The 23,272-nt window shown below is 52.1% G+C and carries 26 protein-coding genes; all 26 read right to left on the bottom strand.

Features of this window, described 5'->3' with window-relative positions; translation table 11 throughout:
* Positions 1-167: 167 nt before the first annotated feature.
* A complete protein-coding gene (locus tag ALO_RS09520) occupies positions 168-482 on the bottom strand; it encodes a biotin/lipoyl-containing protein (RefSeq protein ID WP_004573287.1) in 315 nt (104 codons plus the stop codon).
* Positions 483-615: 133 nt separating this feature from the next.
* Positions 616-2,040 carry a phosphodiester glycosidase family protein gene (locus tag ALO_RS09515; RefSeq protein ID WP_004573286.1) on the bottom strand — a complete coding sequence of 475 codons (1,425 nt, stop codon included), beginning with the start codon at positions 2,038-2,040 and terminating at the stop codon, positions 616-618.
* A gap of 76 nt (positions 2,041-2,116) precedes the next feature.
* Positions 2,117-2,515 carry a rod-binding protein gene (locus ALO_RS09510; RefSeq protein ID WP_004573285.1) on the bottom strand — a complete coding sequence of 133 codons (399 nt, stop codon included), beginning with the start codon at positions 2,513-2,515 and terminating at the stop codon, positions 2,117-2,119.
* Positions 2,516-2,651: 136 nt separating this feature from the next.
* On the bottom strand, positions 2,652-3,758 hold the full coding sequence (locus tag ALO_RS09505; RefSeq protein WP_004573284.1) for a flagellar basal body P-ring protein FlgI: 1,107 nt from the start codon (positions 3,756-3,758) through the stop codon (positions 2,652-2,654).
* A 186-nt stretch (positions 3,759-3,944) separates the two neighbouring features.
* Positions 3,945-4,523 carry a flagellar basal body L-ring protein FlgH gene (locus ALO_RS09500; protein WP_004573283.1) on the bottom strand — a complete coding sequence of 193 codons (579 nt, stop codon included), beginning with the start codon at positions 4,521-4,523 and terminating at the stop codon, positions 3,945-3,947.
* 10 nt (positions 4,524-4,533) lie between these two features.
* On the bottom strand, positions 4,534-5,517 hold the full coding sequence (gene flgA, locus ALO_RS20820; protein ID WP_004573282.1) for a flagellar basal body P-ring formation chaperone FlgA: 984 nt from the start codon (positions 5,515-5,517) through the stop codon (positions 4,534-4,536).
* A gap of 7 nt (positions 5,518-5,524) precedes the next feature.
* Complete coding sequence (gene flgG / locus ALO_RS09490; protein WP_004573281.1) at positions 5,525-6,313, bottom strand: flagellar basal-body rod protein FlgG; 789 nt, start codon at positions 6,311-6,313, stop codon at positions 5,525-5,527.
* A gap of 182 nt (positions 6,314-6,495) precedes the next feature.
* Positions 6,496-7,257 (bottom strand): flagellar basal-body rod protein FlgF, encoded by a 762-nt coding sequence (flgF, locus tag ALO_RS09485; protein WP_004573280.1) that lies wholly within the window; start codon positions 7,255-7,257, stop codon positions 6,496-6,498.
* Between the two features lie 15 nt (positions 7,258-7,272).
* Positions 7,273-8,307 (bottom strand): rod shape-determining protein, encoded by a 1,035-nt coding sequence (mreB, locus tag ALO_RS09480; protein WP_004573279.1) that lies wholly within the window; start codon positions 8,305-8,307, stop codon positions 7,273-7,275.
* 251 nt (positions 8,308-8,558) lie between these two features.
* Positions 8,559-8,825 (bottom strand): sporulation transcriptional regulator SpoIIID, encoded by a 267-nt coding sequence (gene spoIIID, locus ALO_RS09475; RefSeq protein WP_004573278.1) that lies wholly within the window; start codon positions 8,823-8,825, stop codon positions 8,559-8,561.
* 235 nt (positions 8,826-9,060) lie between these two features.
* A complete protein-coding gene (locus ALO_RS20815) occupies positions 9,061-9,813 on the bottom strand; it encodes a M23 family metallopeptidase (RefSeq protein WP_004573277.1) in 753 nt (250 codons plus the stop codon).
* 152 nt (positions 9,814-9,965) lie between these two features.
* On the bottom strand, positions 9,966-10,955 hold the full coding sequence (gene spoIID, locus ALO_RS09465; RefSeq protein ID WP_004573276.1) for a stage II sporulation protein D: 990 nt from the start codon (positions 10,953-10,955) through the stop codon (positions 9,966-9,968).
* A gap of 132 nt (positions 10,956-11,087) precedes the next feature.
* The gene (gene murA, locus ALO_RS09460) at positions 11,088-12,344 is read right to left on the bottom strand and encodes a UDP-N-acetylglucosamine 1-carboxyvinyltransferase (protein WP_004573275.1); all 1,257 of its coding nucleotides are present in this window, start codon (positions 12,342-12,344) and stop codon (positions 11,088-11,090) included.
* A 190-nt stretch (positions 12,345-12,534) separates the two neighbouring features.
* On the bottom strand, positions 12,535-13,284 hold the full coding sequence (locus ALO_RS20810) for a YwmB family TATA-box binding protein (RefSeq protein WP_004573274.1): 750 nt from the start codon (positions 13,282-13,284) through the stop codon (positions 12,535-12,537).
* Between the two features lie 161 nt (positions 13,285-13,445).
* A complete protein-coding gene (locus tag ALO_RS09450) occupies positions 13,446-13,856 on the bottom strand; it encodes a F0F1 ATP synthase subunit epsilon (protein WP_004573273.1) in 411 nt (136 codons plus the stop codon).
* 3 nt (positions 13,857-13,859) lie between these two features.
* A complete protein-coding gene (gene atpD, locus ALO_RS09445) occupies positions 13,860-15,269 on the bottom strand; it encodes a F0F1 ATP synthase subunit beta (protein ID WP_004573272.1) in 1,410 nt (469 codons plus the stop codon).
* A 10-nt stretch (positions 15,270-15,279) separates the two neighbouring features.
* A complete protein-coding gene (atpG, locus tag ALO_RS09440; RefSeq protein WP_004573271.1) occupies positions 15,280-16,134 on the bottom strand; it encodes an ATP synthase F1 subunit gamma in 855 nt (284 codons plus the stop codon).
* 6 nt (positions 16,135-16,140) lie between these two features.
* Entirely contained in the window at positions 16,141-17,682 is a 1,542-nt protein-coding gene (gene atpA, locus ALO_RS09435) for a F0F1 ATP synthase subunit alpha (protein ID WP_040293082.1), read from the bottom strand.
* 6 nt (positions 17,683-17,688) lie between these two features.
* Positions 17,689-18,255: an ATP synthase F1 subunit delta gene (atpH, locus tag ALO_RS09430; RefSeq protein WP_004573269.1), complete on the bottom strand. Its 567-nt coding sequence runs from the start codon at positions 18,253-18,255 to the stop codon at positions 17,689-17,691.
* Positions 18,249-18,764: a F0F1 ATP synthase subunit B gene (gene atpF, locus ALO_RS09425; RefSeq protein ID WP_004573268.1), complete on the bottom strand. Its 516-nt coding sequence runs from the start codon at positions 18,762-18,764 to the stop codon at positions 18,249-18,251. The genes atpH and atpF overlap by 7 nt, the downstream gene beginning before the upstream one ends.
* A gap of 111 nt (positions 18,765-18,875) precedes the next feature.
* Positions 18,876-19,124: an ATP synthase F0 subunit C gene (gene atpE / locus ALO_RS09420; protein ID WP_004573267.1), complete on the bottom strand. Its 249-nt coding sequence runs from the start codon at positions 19,122-19,124 to the stop codon at positions 18,876-18,878.
* A gap of 59 nt (positions 19,125-19,183) precedes the next feature.
* Complete coding sequence (gene atpB, locus ALO_RS09415; protein WP_004573266.1) at positions 19,184-19,861, bottom strand: F0F1 ATP synthase subunit A; 678 nt, start codon at positions 19,859-19,861, stop codon at positions 19,184-19,186.
* Positions 19,862-19,867: 6 nt separating this feature from the next.
* A complete protein-coding gene (locus ALO_RS09410; RefSeq protein WP_139025365.1) occupies positions 19,868-20,257 on the bottom strand; it encodes an ATP synthase subunit I in 390 nt (129 codons plus the stop codon).
* Between the two features lie 34 nt (positions 20,258-20,291).
* The gene (locus ALO_RS09405; protein ID WP_004573264.1) at positions 20,292-20,528 is read right to left on the bottom strand and encodes an AtpZ/AtpI family protein; all 237 of its coding nucleotides are present in this window, start codon (positions 20,526-20,528) and stop codon (positions 20,292-20,294) included.
* Between the two features lie 423 nt (positions 20,529-20,951).
* Positions 20,952-22,112: a non-hydrolyzing UDP-N-acetylglucosamine 2-epimerase gene (gene wecB / locus ALO_RS09400; RefSeq protein ID WP_004573263.1), complete on the bottom strand. Its 1,161-nt coding sequence runs from the start codon at positions 22,110-22,112 to the stop codon at positions 20,952-20,954.
* Positions 22,113-22,195: 83 nt separating this feature from the next.
* Positions 22,196-23,227 carry a glycosyltransferase family 4 protein gene (locus ALO_RS09395; protein ID WP_040293081.1) on the bottom strand — a complete coding sequence of 344 codons (1,032 nt, stop codon included), beginning with the start codon at positions 23,225-23,227 and terminating at the stop codon, positions 22,196-22,198.
* Positions 23,228-23,272 lie beyond the last annotated feature (45 nt).

Genomic DNA, 23,272 nt, shown 5'->3' with positions numbered 1-23,272 from the left:
CGCGGGTACGTCGATACTAGAAAGATGCGAAGCATCGTGAGATCAGGAAGAAAGTAGGTCGCTTTTCGGCGTAGTCACAGCAAAATATCTATTGCCTAGAATCCGAAAAGAGGCGCTTCTGACTGAGCCCGCCCGCAGGAGGCTGAAGTGATGCAGATGGGCCTTCTTCAACGGTTCCCTTTACTGGGCTCTATGCGGACTGCAATCGTCCCCTGCCGGACATCTTGGCCCGGCTTGACGAGGATTTCTCTCACTACACCGTCTACGGTAGCCCGCACGGCGGGTGAAGGCCCGACAATGGTATTGACGACAACCAGGACATCGCCTTCCTTTACGGCAGAGCCAGGACCGACAACAGCATGCACTTTGCCGGACAGTACACTGCGTTGGTCCACCAGAACGCCGGCAGCTGAGACCCAGGCGCTAACCAAGATGATCATCAGAATACTGACGATCAAAAGCCTCTTTTGGTTGCGGGACATCGCATCTACCTCCCCGGCGCGCTCTCGTAACGAGAGGATGCGCCTGCATTATTGAGACGCTACAGGTACAGATCCTGGATATAATACATCGTATCGTGATCTATCGTCTTATTTTCATTATACCTGATTCACGCTAAATAGCAAGTTTATGCGGCACAACCAGCAACCCGCTGCCTACCCGGCGTTCTTTGCCATCCGAGGGTTTATTCATTACTTTTTGGTTGACAAGGATCTCACTGGAACCGCCGCCGTCCAGGTTCATGGCATGGACAGCGCCCAGTTCCTGCATCAGTATGGCCAGTTCCAGCAAGCTGAAGCCAACGCTGCGGCTCTGCCGGCCATCCACCACTACTAACAGGATTTTGCCATCCGGTTTGACGCCTATCGCTGTCCGCGGCGCCCTGCCGCCAGCCACATCGGCGCCAAATTCTTCGATTTTAGTGGTCAGGTAGATACTGCTGTCCTTGACCAGCATCGGTCCGGCTCCCAGGACATGGATGGTTTCATCCCACTGTTTGCCCAGAGTTTGGCTGATGTGGATTCGATCACCTACATTTAAATGGGCCAGTTTTTTCGCAGCTGTGCCATGAGCTGACAGAACCACCCCATTGGTGGGAATGGAAGAATTACCGTTTTGAATGGATACAACCGTTTCGGCAATAATCGTGTATTCAGCGCCGGAGTTGCTGGTACGGGTAGTTTGTCCATAATGGCGGTTATAGAGAATCAGCTCATTGTCCGGGCGCTGATAGTTGACCCCGTTGATAGCAACCAGAGTGCCTTCGGGCAACATGGCTGTTCCCTGATAGTTCACCTGATCAATAATCACGCTGCCGTCATTTAAGATCCCCGCTGCCGTACGCGGCCGGCGCGGCGTGCTGATGATTTCCCCGTCTATTTTCAATAGCCCGATAATCTCGCCGTTAGGGGCGAAATAGGAGCCGTTGACTGCTGCTATCGCATTATGGCGGTTGCTGATTTGGGTCAGTGGTTCTGTTCCCGGAATCATATCATTGGACAGAGCTGGCTTTAAAGCGAATCCGGCCTTGGGATCCAGTTCCAGGATGTAAATGCCCACAGGGCCTTCGGTCCGGCCCCGCACCCAGGAAGTATGGGTAAGGCCAGGTTGGATCTCATCCTGGTTTTTATGTTCATAAATTTTGGCAAGGTCAATGACCAGACGGTCCGGGTTGGTCAGGGTAAACACCTTGGGCGCCGCCACCAGTTTGCAATCGATGACGAAGCGAAGTTTGCCGGGCTCAGGATGACCTATCCGAATGCCTTGGATAAACGGATCCTGCAGACTCATCTGGGTGACGCCCGAATCGTTCACAGCACCGTCAATATCCACGACAATCCGGACCGGATTTGTCAATTGCATCACCTTATAAGTCGGTTTTCCGTTCAAATCAAAAACAACGCGCACCGATTCCGCTGACTCGGTAAACCGGATTTGCTGCAGGGCCAGCTGCTCGGGCGCAGCCCAGCCGGTAACCGCCAGCAAAAACATACATACTATCATTTGAATAAGAATCCATTTTTTGTGCAGTCGCACCATTCTATGTAATCCTCCCGTCTGAAAATCATAATAAATATTTGGGTCGTTCCCCGCATTCTATTAAGAAAGCCAGGCACTACCGTTGTGCCTGGCCCTTGTTAGATACGGTTACGCCGTTTAAGCTAAGCTGGCGGTATAACATATCCCCGAAGCCCGTTCCCCCTGCATGCGCCATGTTTTTTGTCATTTCAGCATCCAGCATGGAACGAAAAATTTCTTCCTGGGAGGTGTCCCCCAACAGGCTGGACTTTTGCACCGTTGCCCGCATGGATTTCATCATCATATTCAGGAAGACGGCTTCCATCTCCTGGCAGGCCTCTTTCAATCGGGGATCTTGTTGGGGGTCTGTCCTTTTCTCCTGCTTGGCGACCGCCGCGTCCAAGTGCTGTTTAAATCCTGCGGCACTGTTTTCTTCTATTGTTTGCCTGCCGGCAAACAAGCCTTCGTTGCCAAGGCCAAGACCGTTAATTTTCATATATCTCACCCGCTATTATAATTTCCTCTGCGAGGTTGCTGCAGGCGCGACGAGGATACGCCGCGCCGCATACGGAGTGGTATGCAAGCAAGTAACCGCAGGAGCAACAACGCAGATGGGCATTTTGCAGCAGCCTTTACATAATTTGAATTTCAGCATGCAACGCACCGGCTGCTTTCATCGCCTGCAAAATCGCGATTACATCCCGGGAAGTGGCGCCCACAGCATTCAAGGCATTTACCACATCTCCCACATTGGCCGTTGAGGGAAGAACTATAAAACTGGCCGGTTTGTCGGAGACAGTTATCTGCTGCTGCTCAGTGACTACTGTTTCGCCGTCTGAAAAAGGAGCTGGCTGGGAAACCTCCGGACGGTTGACAATGCGGACATTCAGACTGCCCTGGGCCACCGCCACTTCGCTGACAGCCACATGGGACCCCATAACAACTGTGCCAGTCCGTTCATTAATCACAACTTTAGCGACGCTGTCCGGTCTTACATATAATTCTTCAAGGGCAGCAACAAATCCTACTACATTTTGCTGGTAATAGTTAGGTATTGTTACAGCTACTGTTCCCGGATCCCGGGCTTGGGATATCGGTCCAAAACGACTTTCCACCGCTTCGGCGATCCGGTTGGCCGTGGTAAAGTCCGGTTGACGGAGACTTAGGGCAATCGTACCGTTGGCGCCGATTTGATTGGGAACTTCCTGCTCTACAATCGCTCCGGAGGGAACCGAGCCAACCGTGGGAAAATTCTTTTGGGTACGGGAACCACCGCCACTCACGGAAAATCCCCCGATAGACAAGGCTCCCTGGGCGACAGCATAAACTTGTCCATTGGCAGCCTTCAGAGGCGCCTGTAAAAGAGTCCCGCCCTGGAGACTCTTGGCATCTCCGATGGAAGACACGGCAATGTCAATGGTATCTCCCGGCTTGGCAAAAGGCGGTAATTCAGCCGTAATCATAACAGCCGCCATATTTTTCGGCCGAAGGTTATCCATGGGAGCAGTGATGCCGAAAGACTTCAGCATACTGGCAATAGACTGAATGGTATATTCCGCCTTATCGCTGTCGCCGGTCCCAGCCAAACCCACCACCAGTCCATAACCAACCAGCTGATTGCTCCTGACCCCCTGCACTTTGGCCAGATCCTTGATCCGGGTATTTACCGGCGCAGCCAGTGCGGCAGTCAGGCTGACTGCCAGCATCGCGATCAGCGATAAACATAATACTTTACGCATAGGCGTCTCGCCTCCAGTCCCTAAGAGACCGTTGAAAAAGGCCCATCTGCTTCGTTGTTCCTGCGGGCGGGCGTTCGACGTACCCTATGAACGCACAGTCTTACGCCCGTCCTCGTCACGCCTTGCACCTGAACCTTTTTGAACGGTCTCAGATTCGAGGCTGCAGATGAGTTTTGCAACAGATTCCTAGAATAAGAAATTAAAGAGTTGGGTCAGCACTCCCTGCTTCTGCTTTCTGGCAATGGGGCCGGACCCTTCAATATTGATTTCGGCGTTAGCTACATAAGTGGATAAAACCGTATTATCGGCAGTAACATCTTCCGGCCGCACCGTGCCGTTGATCAGGATTCGCTGTTCTTCACCGTGCTGCTTGATAGTTTGCTTGCCGCTCAAGACCAGATTGCCATTAGGCTTAATTTCGACAACCTGGACGGTGAGTCTGGCCATAACGGCGTTCTTGTTGGAAATGGAGCCTTTGGTGGCGAAGCTGTCCTTTGAATTGGCGCCAAAACCAGGCAGGAAATCCAAATCGCCCGTACCAGACATGGACATGCTGGATTCTTTGGAATTCGCGGCATCACCACTCCGCAGAGCCGTCATGCTTTCGCTGACAATAATGGTGATGGTGTCCCCCACGGCGTGAGCCTTGCGGTCAGTAAACAGAGTGCCTTTATCCACCCATAAAGATGTAGCACCACACAAGGCGGGAAAGAGAAGTATCAGCAGGCTGACCGTCAGAGTCAATCTTATTTTTGCCTGGTTCACGACTGTCACCTCAGTTCGTTTGATAGGTTAAAACTTGCACCATACCTGCGCTGATCACCTTAGCGGCAACAACCCGCTGGGAGCTTTGGTTGCGGACCTGAATGACCTGCCCGTTCCGACCGTCCTGCAACGCCACGCCTGCGGCAGTAATCTCAATGCCGGCAACTCGTCCCACAATGGTAACCGGGCTGTTGCGTTTCACCTGAACGGGCTGATTCAGCAGGGAAGCAGTAAGAACAGTGCCGGTCATCAGGGTCCGTTTGACCTCCAGTCCGATCACTTTTTCCATATCCGTAATATAATCGGCAGTAAGCCTGCCCACATCCCGCCGTTCCAGCTGAAGTTTTTCAGCCGTCAGCACTTCATGGGCTTTTATCGGCCGGACAGTAACCACTATCGGGGCGAATCTGCGAACGGTGCATTTTAACGGAATACGCTGATATAACGTACCTTCATGCTGCACTAAGAGATAGAAAGACATGGGTGTACTATAACGAATTGACGCGGGAATCTGAACATCAAAAGAAAAGGTTCCCGTCGGAGCCAACCTATCACCCACAGGATCAAGCAGGGTAACTTCAACATCCTCGGAAGCATCTATTACCAACTTTTTTTTCAGACCCGCCAGCGCCGCCTTTTGGAGCCTGTCGCCGGCAAGCAGCTGCGAGGCAGTTGTCACCTGAAATTCCGGTGGCACCTGCCAGACAATACCGTCATAGTCAGCCTGGGCAGCCTGCAATCTAATTCCCAGCAGTTCCCGGGTGAACAGGGTACGCTGCCCCGGGGCCGGCGCAGGTCCCAATTTAATTCTGCTCAGATATTTTATCCGCTGATTGTCAGGGCCCTTGATGGCGGCGATTTCTCCCAGGGTAATGTCCGGCCCTTTCACTATCGATTCGGCCGCGACCGTAATCGCAGTCGCACTATTAGCCCAGACCGTTTTCGGGACAATCAGCGCCATAAAAGCAACCAGCAGCAGCCATCTTTTAATCATACCCTGCCTAGCGTTTCAGCTGAGCTACCTGGGAAAGCATCTCATCAGAGGTGGTGATCGCTTTACTATTCATTTCATAGGCCCGCTGAGCCACGATCATATTCACCATTTCTTCCACGATCTGGACGTTGGACATTTCCAGGTACTGCTGCGCTATGCTGCCGGCACCCTCAGATCCGGGATTGGAAACCACCGGTGTTCCGGAGGCGGCAGTTTCCCGCAGCAGGTTGCGTCCTATATTTTCCAATCCGGCAGGATTGATAAACCGGGCCACTTCCAATTGTCCCAGTTCTTGGGGATCTACCTGTCCGGATATCTTGGCCGTTACAACACCGTTGGGAGAAATGCTGATCTCGGTAGCGTTGTCAGGAATGGTAAGTTCCGGTTCCAGCAAATATCCTTCCGATGTAACCAGCCTGCCGTCAGAATCCTTTTTGAAGGCGCCGTCCCGGGTATAGGCCACTGTGCCGTCCTCCATCATAATTTGAAAGAAGCCTTCGCCTTCAATGGCCACATCCAGTGGGTTGCCGGTATTTTGCAGATTACCTACGGTGTAGATTTTTTGTGTAGCCGCCTGCCGCACACCGTGGCCAATCTGAATGCCGGTGGGAATCTGAGTATCCTCGCCGCTGTTTGCCCCAGCCGCACGGACGGTTGCATACATCAAATCCTGAAAATCGCTGCGGCTTTTCTTATAGCCGGTCGTATTCACGTTAGCCAGGTTATTGGAAATAACATCGATGTTTGCCTGCTGAGCGGCCATGCCTGACCCGGCAGTCCATAAAGAACGCATCATAGTGTATCATTACCCCCATTTCATTATCCTTGTCCTACTGTTTGGCCGCGTCGGTCAATCGGCGGCCAGGAGGCTTCCCGCAAGGGGTCCGGCCTCCCATCTATGCTAAAGTATATCAGGGTTTTTTCAATATTTATGTAGTACTATTTACTCATTATGAGATGAGCCAGTGAAGCCGGGCATTACACCCTCCCGACTTCGTTAGCCGCCTTGTCAAGCAGTGTATCATGGGTTTGGACGACTTTGGCGCTGATTTCATAAGCGCGATAACCGGTGATCATGTTCACCATTTCGGTGACAACATTGACATTGGAGCCTTCAAGCATGCCCTGCTGGATGATACCGGAAGCCTGCGCCGGCGGCTGTTCCCCTTCATAGACGTAGAGACTGTCGCCGATTTTACGCAACTGTTTCTCATTGTCAAATTCGACAAACTGAAGCTGGCCTACTTCTATGGCTTCAGCCTGATCATCATCAGTCAGAGTGACCCGTACAGAGCCATTTTGTCCAATTATCGTCGAACCGTCCAATTGGATGGCGCCCCCCTGTCCCAGCACCCGGTAGCCATCCTGGGTCACCAATTGCCCCAGGCTGTCGCGGGTGAAATTGCCATTTCGGGTGTAGCAGACGCCGGTCGGAGTTTCCACGGCAAAAAAGCCTTTGCCTTCGATAGCCAGGTCCAAAGGATTGCCGGTCACACGGGTAACCCCCATGTCATGCATAGTGACTACCTCGTCTACCTGCACACCCACGCCCAGCCGGCCAATATTCTCTTCCTGGCCGTCATTGATCCGTTTAATCAAAAGGCTGGCAAAATCTTTATTCACCGCCACATCCTTCTTATAACCGGTAGTGTTGGCGTTAGCCAAGTTATTGGCGGTTACATCGGTACGGAGCGATTCTGCCAGCATGCCTGAAGCTGAACTGTAAACGCCTCTAATCATATCTTATCACTCCTTTTACATGCTTACCCCTTTATTGGAGTTAATAGAAGTCAGACTGTCCTGCAGACTTTCCAGGGCATCCAGCGCTTTACCCGTGCCCAATGCCACACAGGAAAGAGGATCGTCGGCCAAATAAGTAGGAATTCCCGTCTCCAGCTGAATGAGCTTGTCCAACCCGTTTAAAAGCGAACCGCCGCCGGTCATGACCATGCCCCGGTCGACAATATCCGCTGCCAGTTCAGGCGGAGTCCGCTCCAGCACGGCTTTAACGGTGTCCACAATACCCTGAATGGATTCAGCCAATGCTTCTTTAGTCTCGGCTGAGCTGATCCTCATGGTTTTGGGGAGTCCCGAAATCAAATCCCGGCCCCGAATCTCGACCACCTCGTTGCGGTCGGGAGGATAGGCCGTGCCGCAATTGATTTTTATTTCTTCGGCAGTACGTTCGCCAATCATCATGTTATATTCTTTTTTGATATAGCGGATAATGGATTCATCAAATTTGTCGCCGCCCACCCGCAATGACTCGCTTAAAACAATGCCGCCCAAGCTGAGTACAGCTACATCGGTAGTGCCGCCGCCGATATCAATAACCATGGAGCCGCAGGGCTGTGAAATATCCAATCCCGCGCCCAGAGCCGCTGCCAGCGGTTCTTCAATCAAAAAGGTCTTTCTGGCACCAGCCTGCATCGCCGCCTCCAGAACCGCACGTTTCTCCACCGTGGTAACGCCTGACGGAATGCAGATCATGATCCGCGGCTTGCCAAACCAGCTACTTCCGGATATTTTTTGCAGAAAATATCGCAGCATATTTTCTGTGGTGTCATAATCGGCGATGACACCTTCACGCAGCGGACGAATGGCTACGATATTTCCCGGGGTACGTCCCAGCATTCTGCGGGCTTCCTCTCCGATGGCCAATATGCGATTAGTATCCCGATCCATTGCGACAACAGAGGGTTCACGCAGTACGATACCTTTTCCCTTCACATACACGAGTACGTTGGCGGTTCCTAAGTCTACGCCAATGTCAGTTGTCATCCCGAACATGAAAAATCCCCTTTCACTACTGGTATGGTTTGTCCGCCGCTAGTCCAAAAAATTAGAGCAAATAGTAGCAACATGTAGACTAAGAAAACATTGTTTTTCGGAAATTTCGCAGTCAAACAGCCTTCTATGTAGTCGAGTCGAAAATCAATCTGTTTTCTTATTACGAGATGCTTCACATCTCTTTAGATTGGCGATTGAATAATACCAGTATCAATCTAGAAAAATAATTCTACATTTTACCTAAAATTCCTCTAATTTTCGCAGGTCGGTTTTCCTTCTTTATATTTTTTTCTCGTGGCTTCACCGCCGCGAATGTGACGTTCAGCCTTATTGGTCTCCAATACCGACTTGACATGCTGGGCCATATGCTCATTAATTGTCGGCAACCGCTCAATCATATCTTTATGCACCGTGCTTTTGCTGACTCCGAATACGGTTGCTGTCTGCCGGACAGTGTGCTTGCTGCCCAAAATATGATTTCCAATGTCCAGAACCCGTTTTCTTATATAGTCTTTCATATCATCGACTCCCCTCGCCGCTGTTTATCGGTACAATATATGCGGACAAAAGGAATTCATGCCAGGAGGTCGTTGAAAAAGGCTCATCTGCGTTGTACAGTCTCACGCGCGTCCCCGGCCTTCCCAGCATCTGAACCTTTTTGAACGACCCTCATATTCGAGGCTGAAGATATTTTTATTTACAAAAAAACAAAATGGCCTTAGCTGCTTTTCAGCCAAAACCATTTTTAGCTCATCAATTTCCAATGACTTCCCGAGGGTTGAGATACTCCCCGTTTTCTTTGATGCCAATATGTAAATGATTGCCCGGTTCGGTGAAACATTCTCCGGTTAAGCCCACCGCCTGTCCGGCGGTCAGTTTCTGCCCCTGTTTCACGAAGGCTTCGGACAGGGAACCGTAGAGCACCTGATAAGGTCCGGATTTCACCACCACTGTCAGTCCGGTCCGGGGATCGTCGCTGATTGTTTCCACTGTACCGTTGAATGCGGCTTTCACCGGTTCTTTCCCCTGGGTCAGGATATCCACTCCGGGATGATAGCGCCAATCTTTGAAGGCAGAGTGATACTGCCAGCCATAATCCAGGCCCGGAGAGCCTTTAACCGGACAAATTCCCTTTTCCGGCACCGAAGACGCCTTGGATGCCGGTTTTTCAACAGAAGCCGCTGGCGGCGGCTTAGCGGCCAGAAGATCCGCCGGTTCCTGCCCCGGAATCAAGCCGGTGACAGAGTGACTGCTCAACGCCTCGTTTTTGGTCACAGCCACTCCCGACTGAACCGCCCCTTGCTGCGCCGGTAAACCGGTTTGTTCTTTCTCCGATTGGCCGTTGGAGAGTTGGATACCGCTGACGACGGCGACTGTAAATATCAGAGCGATGAGAACCAGACCGGTAGCCGTAACGTCCCGCCGGCGCTCAAAGGCTGTAATAGCCGCCAGAATGCGTTTTTTCTTTGCTTGCCAATAATGAACAGGCCATAGTCTGTTGGACATACGATCACCTCTGAGGTGATTCTGCCCAGAATATGCCTGCCTTAAACATAGACCGTTGAAAAAGGCTCGTCTGCGTCACTTCAGCCTCCCACGGGCGGGTTCAGTCAGAAAGCGTCTCTCTCACCTAGCATCTGAACCTTTCTGAGCGGATATCAATGTAACTTTTCAATTACAACACCCGTATAGAAATAGGTCAATATTTCATTAAATGTTCTGCCGTCTTTGGCCATGCCGTTAGCGCCGTACTGGCTCAGTCCCACGCCGTGACCGTAGCCTTGGGTAACGAATTCCAGACCTGCCGGCTTTGGCTGAATGCTGAACCGGGTTGAGCGCAATTGCAGCTTTTCCCGTAAAGCCTGGCCGCTGAAAGTAGTCTCTCCGATCCGCACCCGATCCACTCGCCCGGACTCGGTGGATGATAGTACCTGGGCAATATTTTTGGCGTCGCTTTGGCTGACGGTTACGGTTTTAGTGTCAGTGCCCAGGCGTTTGTCAATGTCCTCCCAGGGAATCAGCCGGTTTTCGCTATAGCGGGGGGCATCCTTATCCCAAGCGCTGGGGACGCTTTGCAGATAGGGGTGGTCCGTCCCCCACACCTCTTTGGCGCTGGCGGTGCGCTCACTGCTGGTAGAATGAAACACGGCCTGGATGGGTTTCCCCTGGTAGGTCAGAATCATGCCCTGGGTTTCTTCCACTGCTTTATTGATCTTGGGCCAATACTTCTGAAAGCCCAGGAAGCCCCAACGGGCTTTCATCTTAGCCTCATCGGCCCATCCCTGGCCCAGACGCGGATCGGTGGTAACATCAGCCCCGGGACGGTCAGCCAAGCCCGCTCCGCCCATAGAGACCATGTTTTGCACCGCATAGGTCCGGGCTGCCACTGCCTGGGCCTTCAAGGCTTCCGGATGAAACTCGGCCGGCATTTCAGCCGCGACTACTCCCTTTACATACTCTTCCAGGTTCATAGCTTTGATCTCATCTGTTTCATGCAGATAGACCCGAACCGTCATTCCATCCTCCTTCTTCGGCGCCGGTCTTTCAGCCTGTACCCAGGCCGGACCGCTGAAAAAAATAATGATGAAAAGCGGCACAATAATTACCAGGAATGCCACACTGACGATCGCCAACGCAAAGCTCCGCATTGTCTCCCTCCGCATTGTACAAGTATATATCTATATCTATGCGGACAAAGTGTGGCATATGCCATAAATTAAAGAAAGGGACGCTGCGGCGTCCCTGCACTCTTGCTTGCCATATATTCATGAAATAAGTTCTTAATCATCCACCCGGGTAATATCGGCGCCCAGGGACTGGAATTTTTCCACCAGCTTTTCATAACCCCGGTCGATATGGTGCAGATGACCGATTTCGGTCTGTCCGCTGGCTACCAACCCGGCCAGTACCAAGGCAGCTCCGGCTCTGAGGTCAGTGGCTTTTACCGGACAGCCGGTAAGGTGGCTGACTCCTTCGATGACGGCGCTGCGGCCGTCGATTTTTATGTTAGCTCCCATGCGCTTGAGTTCATCCACATGCATGAACCGGTTCTCGAATACGGTTTCAGTAACCACGCCGGTGCCTTTGGCCACAGTCAGCATGGCCATGAACTGGGCCTGCATATCAGTGGGAAATCCGGGATAAGGCAGTGTTTTGATGTCTACGGATTTAAAATCGGCGCTGCCTTTGACCCGGATGCCGGTTACGTCTTCTTCGATATAGACGCCAGCTTCCTTCAGCTTGGCAACGACCGGTTTCAGGTGTTCACTGATTACATTTTCCAGACGTACATCACCACCGGTCATGGCAGCGGCCACCATATAGGTGCCGGCTTCGATCCGGTCGGGGATGACCGGGTGAGTCATGCCCCGGAGTTCTGTTACACCTTCGATTTTGATAACGTTGGTGCCTGCCCCCCTGATTCGGGCGCCCATAGCGTTTAGATAGGTGGCCAGATCCACGATTTCCGGCTCTTCCGCCGGGTTTTCCAGGATGGTCTGACCTTTGGCCAGACTGGCGGCCATGATGATGTTTTCAGTGGCTCCTACGCTAGGGAAATCCAGGTAAATCCTGGCGCCGGTCAATCCGCGAGGCGCACGGGCCTCAATGCTGCCATGCCCCATCACGATTTCAGCGCCTAAGGCTTCAAATCCTTTTAAATGCAGGTCAATGGGCCGGGTACCGATGGCGCAGCCTCCCGGCAGGGAGATAACCGCCCGGCCAAGACGAGCCAGCAAGGGACCCATCACCAAAAAAGAGGCTCTCATTTTCCGGACCAATTCATACGACGCTTCACAGCTTTTGATATCATGGGAGTCGATGACAAGTGATGAATGAGTTCGATTCACTGAAACTCCAAGCTGTACAAGCACTTCGGCAAATGTTCTCACGTCCTCCAGGTCAGGAATCTCCTCCAGAACGCTGGTCGAGGATCCCAGAAGGGAAGCAGCGATAATGGGCAGTACGGCATTTTTCGCTCCGCTGACCTTAACGGTCCCGGTCAGTTTTCTGCCGCCCCTGATGACTAATCTCTCCACAAGTAGCTCCTCCTACAACTGTAGCGCCTTGCGTCACCTAAAGCATGGATTATTTTGCAGTCTTTTTCCGCAGCGCGTCGTTGTCGTCGCCTTACATATGTCCGATATGCTCGGCTTCTTCGCCTCGCATTGCAAAAAAAATCCTCGCAAACTAATCCCCTGTTTTAAATGACGCAAGGTGCTCGCACTGCTAATACTCCCTGGTAATGACCGGGGAGCCGATGGTAATGTAAGTTCGGTTGTCATACGGACTGTAGCGCATTGCCAGATTAACGTTAATCCGGCGGCCTTCCACTGTCAGCCAGTCCTGGAGCAACGGCGAATATCCGGTGATACTCACAGTGCCGCCATCACACATGGTGGAAACAACCGTCGCATCCAGGACGTTCAGGACGGTATGAAATCGCTTCGTCCATTCGTCCCTCTCTAGTTTACCATCAAGCCAGCCAACCAGGCAAGTGCTTATGCGCGGTAACCCCCCCATATCTTTAATGATTTGCTCCGCCTTATTTTCCCATTCGCTAAAATTCTCTCCAGGATTTGCTGCCAGAATATTAATTACGATATATCGTTCCGGTGCTGCCGGCAGCCCGACAATCTGGACTGCTGCCGTCACCTGCGCGTGATCATTCCTGTATTCCGCCCTGATCATCCGCTGAGTCTGATCCAAATGACGGCTGACAGAATACTGCTTCCGATCCAGGTTCAGTTTTCCCATGGCAGCATGAACTGTCTCTTCCAAGTCCCTGTTCTCGCTCCCGGCATGCAAGGCTATTTGGGCCCAGCCATTAACATGGGCTTCCTGCACGTGTACCCCGGCGGTGCGCATACTATCCGCCAGCAGCCGGCTGCTAAAAGCCGTCCGATACGATAAGCCGCTTACCCACAGTAAGGAAACCACGGCCAATAGAGTAACAAACCACATTTCCCGACGCCCCATGGTTCTCCCGCCTTTACTCCCCTGTTGGCACGCCGTCTCGGCGCGCTGTATACGGTAATCCTATTTTCAGTGTTTCCAACATTTGGGGGAGTTATGCGTCAGGCTGCAGATGAACAAAACAGGCTGAACTTTGTCAACCTGTTCTAATCACAATATGATTTTTATTTTTCGGCTCCGGCGACTCTCAGACGCACCAAAGCACGCTGTAAAGCCAGTTCAGCCCTGACGACGTCAATATCGGAGCGATCGCCATTTAACCGGGATTCGGCGCGGGCTTTGGCGCCCCGAGCCCTCTCCGGGTCAATTTCAGCGGGAAGTTCGGCGCAACCGGCCAGGATTGTAACCTTGTCCGGCTGCACTTCCATAAATCCATTGCACAGTGAAACCTGATACTCTGTTTCATCCGCCCGTTTGATCTTCAAAGGCCAAATCGCCAAAGAGGTGATCAGCGGAGCGTGTCCGGGCAGAATGCCGATGTCGCCGTCAACAGCGCGGGCCACAACCATCGTGGCCTCTTCCGACAGCAGGACGCGTTCAGGGGTTACAATGTCCAGGCGAAAGGTCTTGGCCATTTGTTATTCCCCCTTCATTTTGCGCGCCTTTTCCACCGCTTCATCAATGGTACCTACCATATAAAACGCACTTTCCGGCAGGTCATCATGCATACCGCTTAAAATCTCCTTAAAGCCGCGAATCGTCTCAGACAGCGGCACATACTTGCCGGGAGAGCCGGTAAACACTTCGGCTACAAAGAAGGGCTGGCTCAGGAATCTCTGCACCCTGCGGGCGCGGGCCACGGTGAGTTTGTCTTCGTCAGACAGCTCTTCCATACCCAAAATGGCGATGATGTCCTGGAGTTCCTTGTAACGTTGCAGTACTTCCTGCACGCCGCGGGCAACCTGATAGTGCTCCTGACCGAGAATGTTGGGGTCCAGGATCCGGGAGGTGGAGTCCAGAGGGTCCACAGCCGGATAAATGCCCAGTTCGGAGATCTGACGGGACAGAACCGTAGTGGCGTCCAGGTGAGCGAATGTCGCTGCCGGAGCCGGGTCAGTCAAGTCGTCAGCCGGTACATAAACTGCCTGCACCGAAGTGATGGAACCGGTTTTGGTGGAGGTAATCCGCTCCTGCAAAGCGCCTACGTCGGTACCGAGAGTAGGCTGATATCCTACGGCGGAGGGCATGCGGCCCAAGAGAGCCGATACTTCAGAGCCGGCCTGGATAAAACGGAAAATATTATCGACAAAGAGCAGTACATCCTGACCGCCAACGTCACGGAAATATTCCGCCATGGTCAAACCGGTCAGACCTACCCGCATACGGGCTCCAGGCGGTTCATTCATCTGGCCGAACACCAGGGCGGTCTTTTCGATAACGCCGGATTCGGTCATTTCCATCCAGAGATCATTTCCTTCACGGGTACGTTCGCCTACGCCGGCAAATACCGAATAGCCGCCGTGCTCAGTGGCGATATTGCGGATCAGTTCCTGAATCAAAACGGTTTTGCCTACACCGGCTCCGCCGAACAGACCGATCTTGCCGCCTTTGGCATAGGGAGCAATCAGGTCTACGACTTTAATACCGGTTTCCAAAATGTTCGGAGTGGTCTCCTGCTGTTCAAACGTAGGAGCCGGACGATGAATCGGCCAATAATCTTCCGCCACGACTTTGTCGGGCTTGTTATCCACCGGTTCTCCCAGTACGTTAAACACCCGTCCCAGGGTTCCTTTGCCTACAGGTATTTTCACCGGCATGCCGGTGTCGGTGGCCTGCATGCCGCGCACCAGACCGTCTGTTGAACTCATGGCAACACAACGCACAGTGTTGTCGCCCAAATGCTGCATTACTTCCGCCGTCAGGCTGACCTTGACGTCCCCTGTTTGGCCTTCGATTTTAACGGCGTTGTATATGGCAGGCAATTGCTCCGGCGCGAACTCAACGTCGACAACCGGCCCAATGACTTGTATCACTCTACCGATATTCACAGGTACCTCCTTATTTCAAGGCCTCGGCACCGCCCACAATTTCTGTAATCTCGCGGGTAATGGTGGCTTGGCGGACTTTGTTATAGTTCAGAGTCAGTTGCGAGATCAGTTCCTGGGCATTGTCAGTGGCCGATCCCATGGCTATCATCCGGGCGCCTAATTCACTGGCTGCAGCCTGCTGCAGCGCACCGTAAATTGTGGTTTCCAGATACTTTGGCAACAGCGTCTCCAGCACTGCCTCGGCGGAAGGCTCGAAAATGTATTCCTGCATGCCGGGCTGAGACTCAGCCGCTTCCGGCGCCGCCAGGGGCAGCAGTTTTACCGTTGCCGGCGTAAAATGGGCCGGAGAAAAAAACTGGGTATAGACGATATGGATCTCGTCGTATTCACCGGCCAGGTAGGCTTGGGTCAGTTCCCGGGTCAGCATGACCGCATGCTGGTAGGTGGGTTTATCGGAAAAGCCGGTATATTCCCGCTCCACCGGATAATCGCGGCGTTTGAAGTAGTCCCGGGCCTTGCGGCCGACTGTGGCCAAGCCGATATCCTGACGTCCCTTCACCTGAGCCAGGGCTTCTTTGATCACATTGGAAGAATAGGCTCCGGCCAGGCCTTTGTCAGCGGCAATGACCAGATAGCCCACTTTTTTTACCTCACGGGCAGCCAGCAGAGGATGCTGCACCTCACCGGCATGAGCGGCTACACTGGCCAAAATTCCGTGTATTTTCTCCATGTAGGGCTTGCCGGCCATGGCCCGTTCCTGAGCCCGGCGGAGGCGGGCCGCCGCTACCATTTTCATGGCTTTGGTAATCTGCTGAATATTTTTTACACTGCGGATCCGACGGCGTATTTCCCGTGCACTAGGCATCTAGCATCACCTCGCCGCTTCTTGTGCCAGTGATTGAGGGTTGGTCACAAAGGTATCCTTGAACTCCTGAATCGCCTTTTTCAGAGCTGCCTCGGTGTCGGCATCCATGGCTTTCTTCTCGCGAATGATTTTGACGATCTCATTGTATTGGGTCCGCAGGAATTTCAGGTAATCCGCTTCAAATTTATTAATCATGTCTACCGGCACATCATCCAGATAGCCGTTGACACCGGCATAAATCGAAAGGACTTGCTCTTCAATGGGGTAAGGAGCGTATTGAGGCTGCTTCAAAAGTTCCGTCATGCGCTGGCCCCGCTCTAGTAAAGCCTTGGTAGCCTTATCCAGGTCGGAACCGAACTGGGCAAAAGCGGCCAATTCCCGGTATTGGGCCAAATCCAGGCGCAGACGGCCTGCTACCTGCTTGGTGGCTTTGATTTGAGCCGACCCGCCGACACGGGAAACTGAGATGCCGACGTTGATGGCCGGACGGATACCGGCGTAGAAGAGCTCGCTTTCCAGGAAGATCTGACCGTCGGTGATCGAAATCACGTTAGTGGGGATATAGGCCGAAACATCGCCGGCCAGAGTCTCTATGACCGGCAGGGCGGTAATGGAACCGCCGCCCAGGGCATCAGAGAGCTTGGCGGCCCGTTCCAAGAGACGGGAGTGTAAATAAAACACGTCGCCGGGGTAGGCTTCCCGTCCGGGAGGCCGGCGCAGCAAAAGCGACATAGCCCGATATGCCTGAGCATGCTTGGAGAGGTCGTCATACACACACAGCGCATGGCCGCCTTTGTACATAAAGTACTCGCCCATGGTAACGCCGGCATAAGGAGCCAGATATTGCAGCGGCGCACTGTCAGCGGCGGTAGCGGCTACGATAATGGTATATTCCATAGCGCCGGCCTGCTCCAGAGTATGAACCACCCGGGCCACAGTGGAGGCTTTTTGGCCGATAGCCACATAAATGCAAATAACGCCCTGACCTTTTTGATTAATAATCGTGTCAATGGCAATGGCCGTCTTGCCGGTGCCCCGGTCACCGATGATCAGCTCGCGTTGGCCGCGGCCGATAGGAATCATGGCGTCAATCGCCTTGATTCCGGTTTGTAGCGGTTCTTTAACCGACTGACGGTCGGCAATGCCGGGAGCCCGGTACTCAACCGGACGGAATTCGGTGGTATTAATCGGTCCTTTGCCATCAATGGGCTGGCCCAAGGCGTTGACTACCCGGCCCACCATAGCTTCTCCCACCGGAACCTGCATGATGCGCCCGGTGCGGCGCACGGTAGCGCCTTCTTTGATAGCAGTTTCGCCGCCCAAGATAACGGCACCCACATTGTCTTCCTCCAGGTTGAGGATCATGCCGTATACATTGTTGTCAAACTCCAACAGTTCACCGGCCATGGCCCGTTGTAGACCGTGAATATGGGCGATACCGTCGCCAACTTCGATTACTGTACCCACATCATCTACATTGAGGTCGACCTGGTAGCGCTCGATTTGCTGTTTAATAATCGCCGTGATTTCTTCCGGCCTTAGTTTCATACTCACCTAGCTTGTCACCCCAATCTTCGTCAATTGCGTGTTGGACAGTGCGGTTTCTAGTGATTTCAGCCGGCGGGCTATGCTGCCGTCAATCAGGCTGTCGCCGATCTTTACGACTACGCCGCTGATCAGGCTCTTGTCCACACTGGTTTTCAAAATTACGGTTTTACCGGTCATTTTGCCTAGCTTAACCGCCAAAGCAGTTTCTTGCTGCGAGTTTAACGGCATGGCGGTCTTGATTTCGGCCTCGATCATATTGCGGGCCGCGTTGGCCAACTGAGTATAGGCGTCAATCATGTCCGGCAAAGCGTTGATCCGGCGTTTGTCCACCAAAAGCAACAGAAAATTCAGGACAAAATCATGAAGATCAGCTTTAAAAATCTTCATAATCGTGTCTTTTTTCACCTCAGCCGGCACCTGGTAATGATACAGCAGGGTAGCTAAATCCTTATACTGCTCCGCAGTTTTCCGGACGATCCCCAATTCCTGCTCCACTTCATCCAGCAAATCCTTTTCCTTAGCCAGTTCGCAAAGGGCCTGGGCGTATTTCGTCGCTAATTGACCGCCTAGCATGACAGTCCACCCTGTTTGTCGTCCAATTTAGCGATAAAGTCATCCACCAGCTTGGCATTGACATCGCTGTTCAGATTCTGACTGATGATTTTGCCGGCGGCAGCAATGGAAATGGCCACCACCTCATTACGGATTTCATGTAAAGCCTGCTGTCTCTCCCGGACGATTTGCTCCTGAGCGCTCTTCAAGAGACGCTCGTGTTCGGCACGGGCAGCGGTCAGAATCTCATCCTTGGTCTGGTCAGCCAGCTTGATGGCCTTTTCCACAATAGCCTGGGCTTCCACCCGGGCTTCGGCCAAGTGCTTCTGATACTCAGCTTTCAGCTCGGCAGCCGCAACGCGGTTCTGCTCGGCTGAATCGATATCAGCGGCAATCTTGGCTTTACGCTCGTCAATGATCTGAATCAGAGGCTTCCAGGCCACTTTGGCCAACAATAACAGCAAAAGCAGAAAATTTATAATTTGCGCTATGAGCGTCGGATTTATAGAAAATAACGATGTTTCTTCCATTACCGAGGGTTCTCCCCTTTCTTACCTATTATGCGTGTTAAAGAAGCGACGGCGCGGAACCGTTGCCACAGTCCCGCAACAGCCCGCCGCTCCACACGACATAATAATTACTTAAATGAACGGATTGGCAAACACCAGTGCGAGAGCAATAACCGCAGCAATAATGGGTATCGACTCAATCAAACCTATCCCGATTAACATGGTCATCAGAATATCGTTCTTTGCCTCTGGTTGTCTGGCCACGCTTTCAACCGCCTTGGTAACAACACTAGCGTCACCTTTAGCGGCGGAGTTGGCGGCAACAGTGACACAAAGTGCGGCAGCCAGTGCGGAAGCCACAGCAATATAAACTTTCTCCACAGTAGTCTCCTCCTTTCCTTAAATCAATTCAGAATGGGACGGTAAAACTATATCAATGATTAGTGGTGGTCTTTGAAAGCGCCTGACAGGCTGACGATGGACAATATGGTAAAGATCAGCGCCTGCACTATGCCGACAAATACGCTGAACGCCAGCCAGGCGGTAGGAGCAACCCAAGGCACCAGCATGGACAGGATAATTAAAAGAATCTCACCGGCAAGAATATTGCCGAATAGACGCAAGGACATGGTCAAAGGCTTTGAAATTTCTTCCATAAGATTAATGGGCAAAAAAACCCAATGGGGCTGAAATAAATGACCAAAATGGGAGATGCCGTTTCGTGACGCGCCGATCACGTGCACCGACAAAGCAATCATAACCGCCATTCCCAGAGTTGTATTCAGGTCAACGGTAGGCGAGGAAAATCCTCCCGGAACCAGACCCAGCCAGTTGGCAAACATCAGGTATAAAAAGAGCGTGATAATCAGAGGGGCAATCGGCTTGGCCTTGGGGCCCGCCGTCTTTTCCAGCTGGTCGATCAGGCCTTCTACCACCATTTCGATAAAGACCTGCCAGCGCCGTTTGGGCACTCCTCTTTCCAGGCCGCGGGTAGCGATAAACACTACCAGAATCACCGCTGCCATAGTAATCCAGGTCATAATCAGGGTGTCCATGTGAAAAATCAGACCGCCCAGCGTAACTACCGTATGTTGTCCTATATGTTCGGTACCATGCATTTGTTTTTACTCACCCCTTTCATACTGTTTTTTTTCTTTCACGTTATCACAATGATTCGGAAAGCTGCGGAAGTAAAAAATGACGGCTCTGATCACAAGCAGAGTCTGAAACAGAAAAAAACCCGCCAGAGCAGCCAGAAAATTGATTTGAGCAAACAGTACCGACAGGACCAGCAGCAGGACTGCCACTGACATTCTGACTATCCAGCCGGACTGCACCGAAGCCACAGCCCGTTCAGGCGGCAAGACAGCGCTTTTTTTGAGCTGATGGCTCAATAACAAGCCATTGGACATACCTGCCGCTACCCCCAGAACAAATCCCGGCGCCAACCGGGAAAACCCGGCCACAGTTAAAAGCAGTGCAATTGCCCCGCCAGTCAGCATCATCTGTAGCATAATTTCTTTTACAGTAAGAAAAAAATCCTGTTCTTCAACGATGCCGCATCTTACCCTTCTTATCTTTGATAACAAGCTTGACTACCGACCACATGGCAGCGGAAAATCCCAGCAATGCCCCGGCAGCTGTGGCCCAAGGCCGGCTATCCAGCCAACCGTCAATCGCCCGGCCGGCCAAGACCCCTACGAGGAGATTGGCCGCAAACATGACGCTGATATTGCCAGCAGCCGCCAAGAGAGTCCAATAGGACCGTTTGTCCTCATCGTCCATCTGCCTCACCTCTGCCAAACTTTCCATAACTTTATAGTAGCCCGTTATCAGTTATTTTATCAAAACTCAGCACCAATGAAAAGTTTGCATTAATTAATTATTCAATTCATTTAATCAATCGAATCAGTTCAATTCTGAAATTTAGAATCCCTATAATATTCCTACAAAAAACAATGAGGCTTATTTTGTCCAATACAAAACAAACCCCCGGTTGTACCCAATTCGCCTGTTCAAAGGCCAGCAGCTACGTCCGTTTTACCGACATTCCCCCGACATTTCCGTTAGGGGCTATTGCCCGTAGCGCTTCGTCTTATAGGAATCTCTTGCATGTTATGTTTTTCTCTTACTTAACTATTTTAGATATTCGTTATACTTTTGCATATTCCTGCTTAGTCTAACAAGATAGTCGAAAATAATACAGTTTTAGTTTGTTTGGCAGGCGAAAGGCGCCGGTTGAGTGTCAATTAGTCCATAACGAAAGAGAATGGCTTTGACAATGCGAGAGGCCGTCAAACCATCGCCATAGGGATTGCATGCCTCGGCCATCATCCGGTAGTAAGCCGGATCAGACAATAACCGGGCTGTTTCACGATATACCGTCTCGCAGGATGTGCCAACCAGCTTCACTGTTCCGGCTGCCAGAGCTTCCGGCCGTTCGGTGGTATCCCTGAGTACCAGAACCGGCTTGCCCAAAGCCGGCGCCTCTTCCTGAATACCGCCTGAATCCGTCAGTATCAGGTAAGATCGGGCTATAGCATTGGCAAAGGGCTGATATTCCAGGGGATCAATCAGGTGCACCCGGGGATTATTCCCCAGCTCGGCCTGCACCACTTCCCGCACCCGGGGATTCCTATGCACCGGGAAGACCATTTCCACATCAGAAAATTCGGCCGTAATCCGGGCCAAGGCCCGATATACATGCCGCATAGGTTCGCCCAAATTTTCCCGGCGATGAGTGGTCACCAGAATGATCCGCTTCGCGGCAAAAGGAATGCGCGCTAAAGGATCGCAAAAGGTATACCGGGGGTCCACAGTGGCTTTTAAAGCATCAATGACCGTATTGCCGGTAACATAAATCGTATCCGGATTTACCGCTTCAGCCAGCAGATTGGCCTTGGCTGTAGCAGTGGGAGCAAAATGCATATCTGTCAGGGAACCGGTCAGTTTCCGGTTCATTTCCTCCGGATAGGGTGAATATTTATTCCCGGTGCGCAGTCCCGCCTCCACATGCCCTACCGGGATTTGGTGGTAAAACGCCGCCAAAGCGGCTACAAAAGTGGTGGTCGTATCGCCATGAACCAAAACAATAGAAGGCTTTTCTGACGCCAGTACGGCATTCAGACCGTTAAGAGACCGGCAGGTAATGTCAAACAGGGTTTGGCCCTGGCACATAATATCCAGATCATAGTTCGGTCTAATCTGAAACAGCCGCAGGACCTGATCCAGCATCTCCCGGTGCTGAGCCGTCACTGCTACTATCGGTTGGATCCACTCAGGATATTTCGCCAGTTCCAGCACCACCGGCGCCATTTTGATGGCTTCCGGCCGGGTGCCGAATATCGTCATGACTTTTAATTTCGCCAAACTCTCCCACTCCCTGACACAAAAAATAGATCATACAGGAACGGCGGGCAAACGCCCGCCGATAGATGAAAAGCGAAAAAAGCTCAATGGGTTCCCAAAGAATTGGAGCCTTTTAATACGCCGATCTTTTTGGCGCCAAGAACGGCTGATCCTAATAACGCCAGTAGGATCAACGCGGCGGATACTTGATTGACCAGTGTCAGTATGATGGCGCTGACGCCAAGGCAGCCGCTGATCAAATACATCAAGAGAACCGCCTGGCGCTGGGACAGCCCCATGGCCAGCAATCGGTGATGGAGATGACCTTTATCTGGCTTAAAGATAGGTTGTCCGCTTAAATAACGGCGTATGATGGCAAAGGCCGTATCCATAATCGGCAGCCCAAGGGCTACCGCCGGCACCACCAGAGCAATGGTAGCGGCGCTTTTCACCGTACCCAGAACCGAAACTGCCGCCAGCATATAGCCAAGGAACATACTGCCGGTATCACCCATAAAGATTTTTGCCGGATTGAAATTGTGCTGAAGAAATCCCAGAGCACTGCCAGCCAAAGCCGCGGTCAAAATTGCTACCGTCCAAAAGTTCTGCTGGGCTGCTACCAAGAGAATAGTAAGGGAAGCGATAGTGGATACACCGGCAGCCAACCCATCCAATCCGTCAATCAGATTCAAGGTGTTAGTCAGGCCCACCACCCAGAAGATGGTCAGAGGGATGGACAAATAGCTTAAATAAATTATATCGCCAAACGGATTCGTCAGCCATTCAATACGAATCCCGAACAGCACCAGTACTGCGGCAGCGGCAATTTGTCCCAGCAGTTTCGCCCTGGGGGAAATCTGCTTCATGTCGTCAACAATACCTACTGCCAAAATCACGGTACCGCCCAGCATCAGGCTAAGAATCTCCCGGTTTACGTACAAACTGGCCAGGCAAGCCAGAATAAACCCTGCATAAATCGCCAGACCGCCCATTCGTGGGATGGGTCTGGTATGCACTTTGCGTGCGTCCGGCGCATCCATGGCGCCGACCCGGACCGCCAATTCTTTTACATAAGGAGTTAATAAATACGTCGCCATCAAGGCTACGGTAAAGGCCAGAACATATACTTCTAACATGAAATGTTGCACCTCGTTTCTAACAAAACCCATTGTAGCTCATCC

This window comes from Acetonema longum DSM 6540 (genome assembly GCF_000219125.1).
Lineage (GTDB): Bacteria > Bacillota > Negativicutes > Sporomusales > Acetonemataceae > Acetonema > Acetonema longum.
The sequence above is the reverse complement of the archived record's forward strand: the minus strand, read 5'-3'. Positions and strand labels throughout refer to the sequence as shown.

Coding starts and splice junctions, on each gene's coding strand:
- ALO_RS09520 (WP_004573287.1), bottom strand. CDS start 482: ATGTCCCGCAACCAAAAGAGGCTTTTGATCGTCAGTATTCTGATGATC.
- atpF (WP_004573268.1), bottom strand. CDS start 18,764: ATGGAAGAAACATCGTTATTTTCTATAAATCCGACGCTCATAGCGCAA.
- atpB (WP_004573266.1), bottom strand. CDS start 19,861: ATGCATGGTACCGAACATATAGGACAACATACGGTAGTTACGCTGGGC.
- ALO_RS09450 (WP_004573273.1), bottom strand. CDS start 13,856: ATGGCCAAGACCTTTCGCCTGGACATTGTAACCCCTGAACGCGTCCTG.
- flgA (WP_004573282.1), bottom strand. CDS start 5,517: ATGATTAAAAGATGGCTGCTGCTGGTTGCTTTTATGGCGCTGATTGTC.
- atpG (WP_004573271.1), bottom strand. CDS start 16,134: ATGCCTAGTGCACGGGAAATACGCCGTCGGATCCGCAGTGTAAAAAAT.
- spoIID (WP_004573276.1), bottom strand. CDS start 10,955: ATGCGGAGCTTTGCGTTGGCGATCGTCAGTGTGGCATTCCTGGTAATT.
- ALO_RS20815 (WP_004573277.1), bottom strand. CDS start 9,813: ATGTCCAACAGACTATGGCCTGTTCATTATTGGCAAGCAAAGAAAAAA.
- flgG (WP_004573281.1), bottom strand. CDS start 6,313: ATGATGCGTTCTTTATGGACTGCCGGGTCAGGCATGGCCGCTCAGCAG.
- ALO_RS20810 (WP_004573274.1), bottom strand. CDS start 13,284: ATGGGGCGTCGGGAAATGTGGTTTGTTACTCTATTGGCCGTGGTTTCC.
- ALO_RS09410 (WP_139025365.1), bottom strand. CDS start 20,257: ATGCTACAGATGATGCTGACTGGCGGGGCAATTGCACTGCTTTTAACT.
- ALO_RS09405 (WP_004573264.1), bottom strand. CDS start 20,528: ATGGACGATGAGGACAAACGGTCCTATTGGACTCTCTTGGCGGCTGCT.
- ALO_RS09515 (WP_004573286.1), bottom strand. CDS start 2,040: ATGGTGCGACTGCACAAAAAATGGATTCTTATTCAAATGATAGTATGT.
- ALO_RS09505 (WP_004573284.1), bottom strand. CDS start 3,758: ATGCGTAAAGTATTATGTTTATCGCTGATCGCGATGCTGGCAGTCAGC.
- flgF (WP_004573280.1), bottom strand. CDS start 7,257: ATGATTAGAGGCGTTTACAGTTCAGCTTCAGGCATGCTGGCAGAATCG.
- atpH (WP_004573269.1), bottom strand. CDS start 18,255: ATGCTAGGCGGTCAATTAGCGACGAAATACGCCCAGGCCCTTTGCGAA.
- atpA (WP_040293082.1), bottom strand. CDS start 17,682: ATGAAACTAAGGCCGGAAGAAATCACGGCGATTATTAAACAGCAAATC.
- ALO_RS09395 (WP_040293081.1), bottom strand. CDS start 23,227: ATGTTAGAAGTATATGTTCTGGCCTTTACCGTAGCCTTGATGGCGACG.
- ALO_RS09510 (WP_004573285.1), bottom strand. CDS start 2,515: ATGAAAATTAACGGTCTTGGCCTTGGCAACGAAGGCTTGTTTGCCGGC.
- mreB (WP_004573279.1), bottom strand. CDS start 8,307: ATGTTCGGGATGACAACTGACATTGGCGTAGACTTAGGAACCGCCAAC.
- spoIIID (WP_004573278.1), bottom strand. CDS start 8,825: ATGAAAGACTATATAAGAAAACGGGTTCTGGACATTGGAAATCATATT.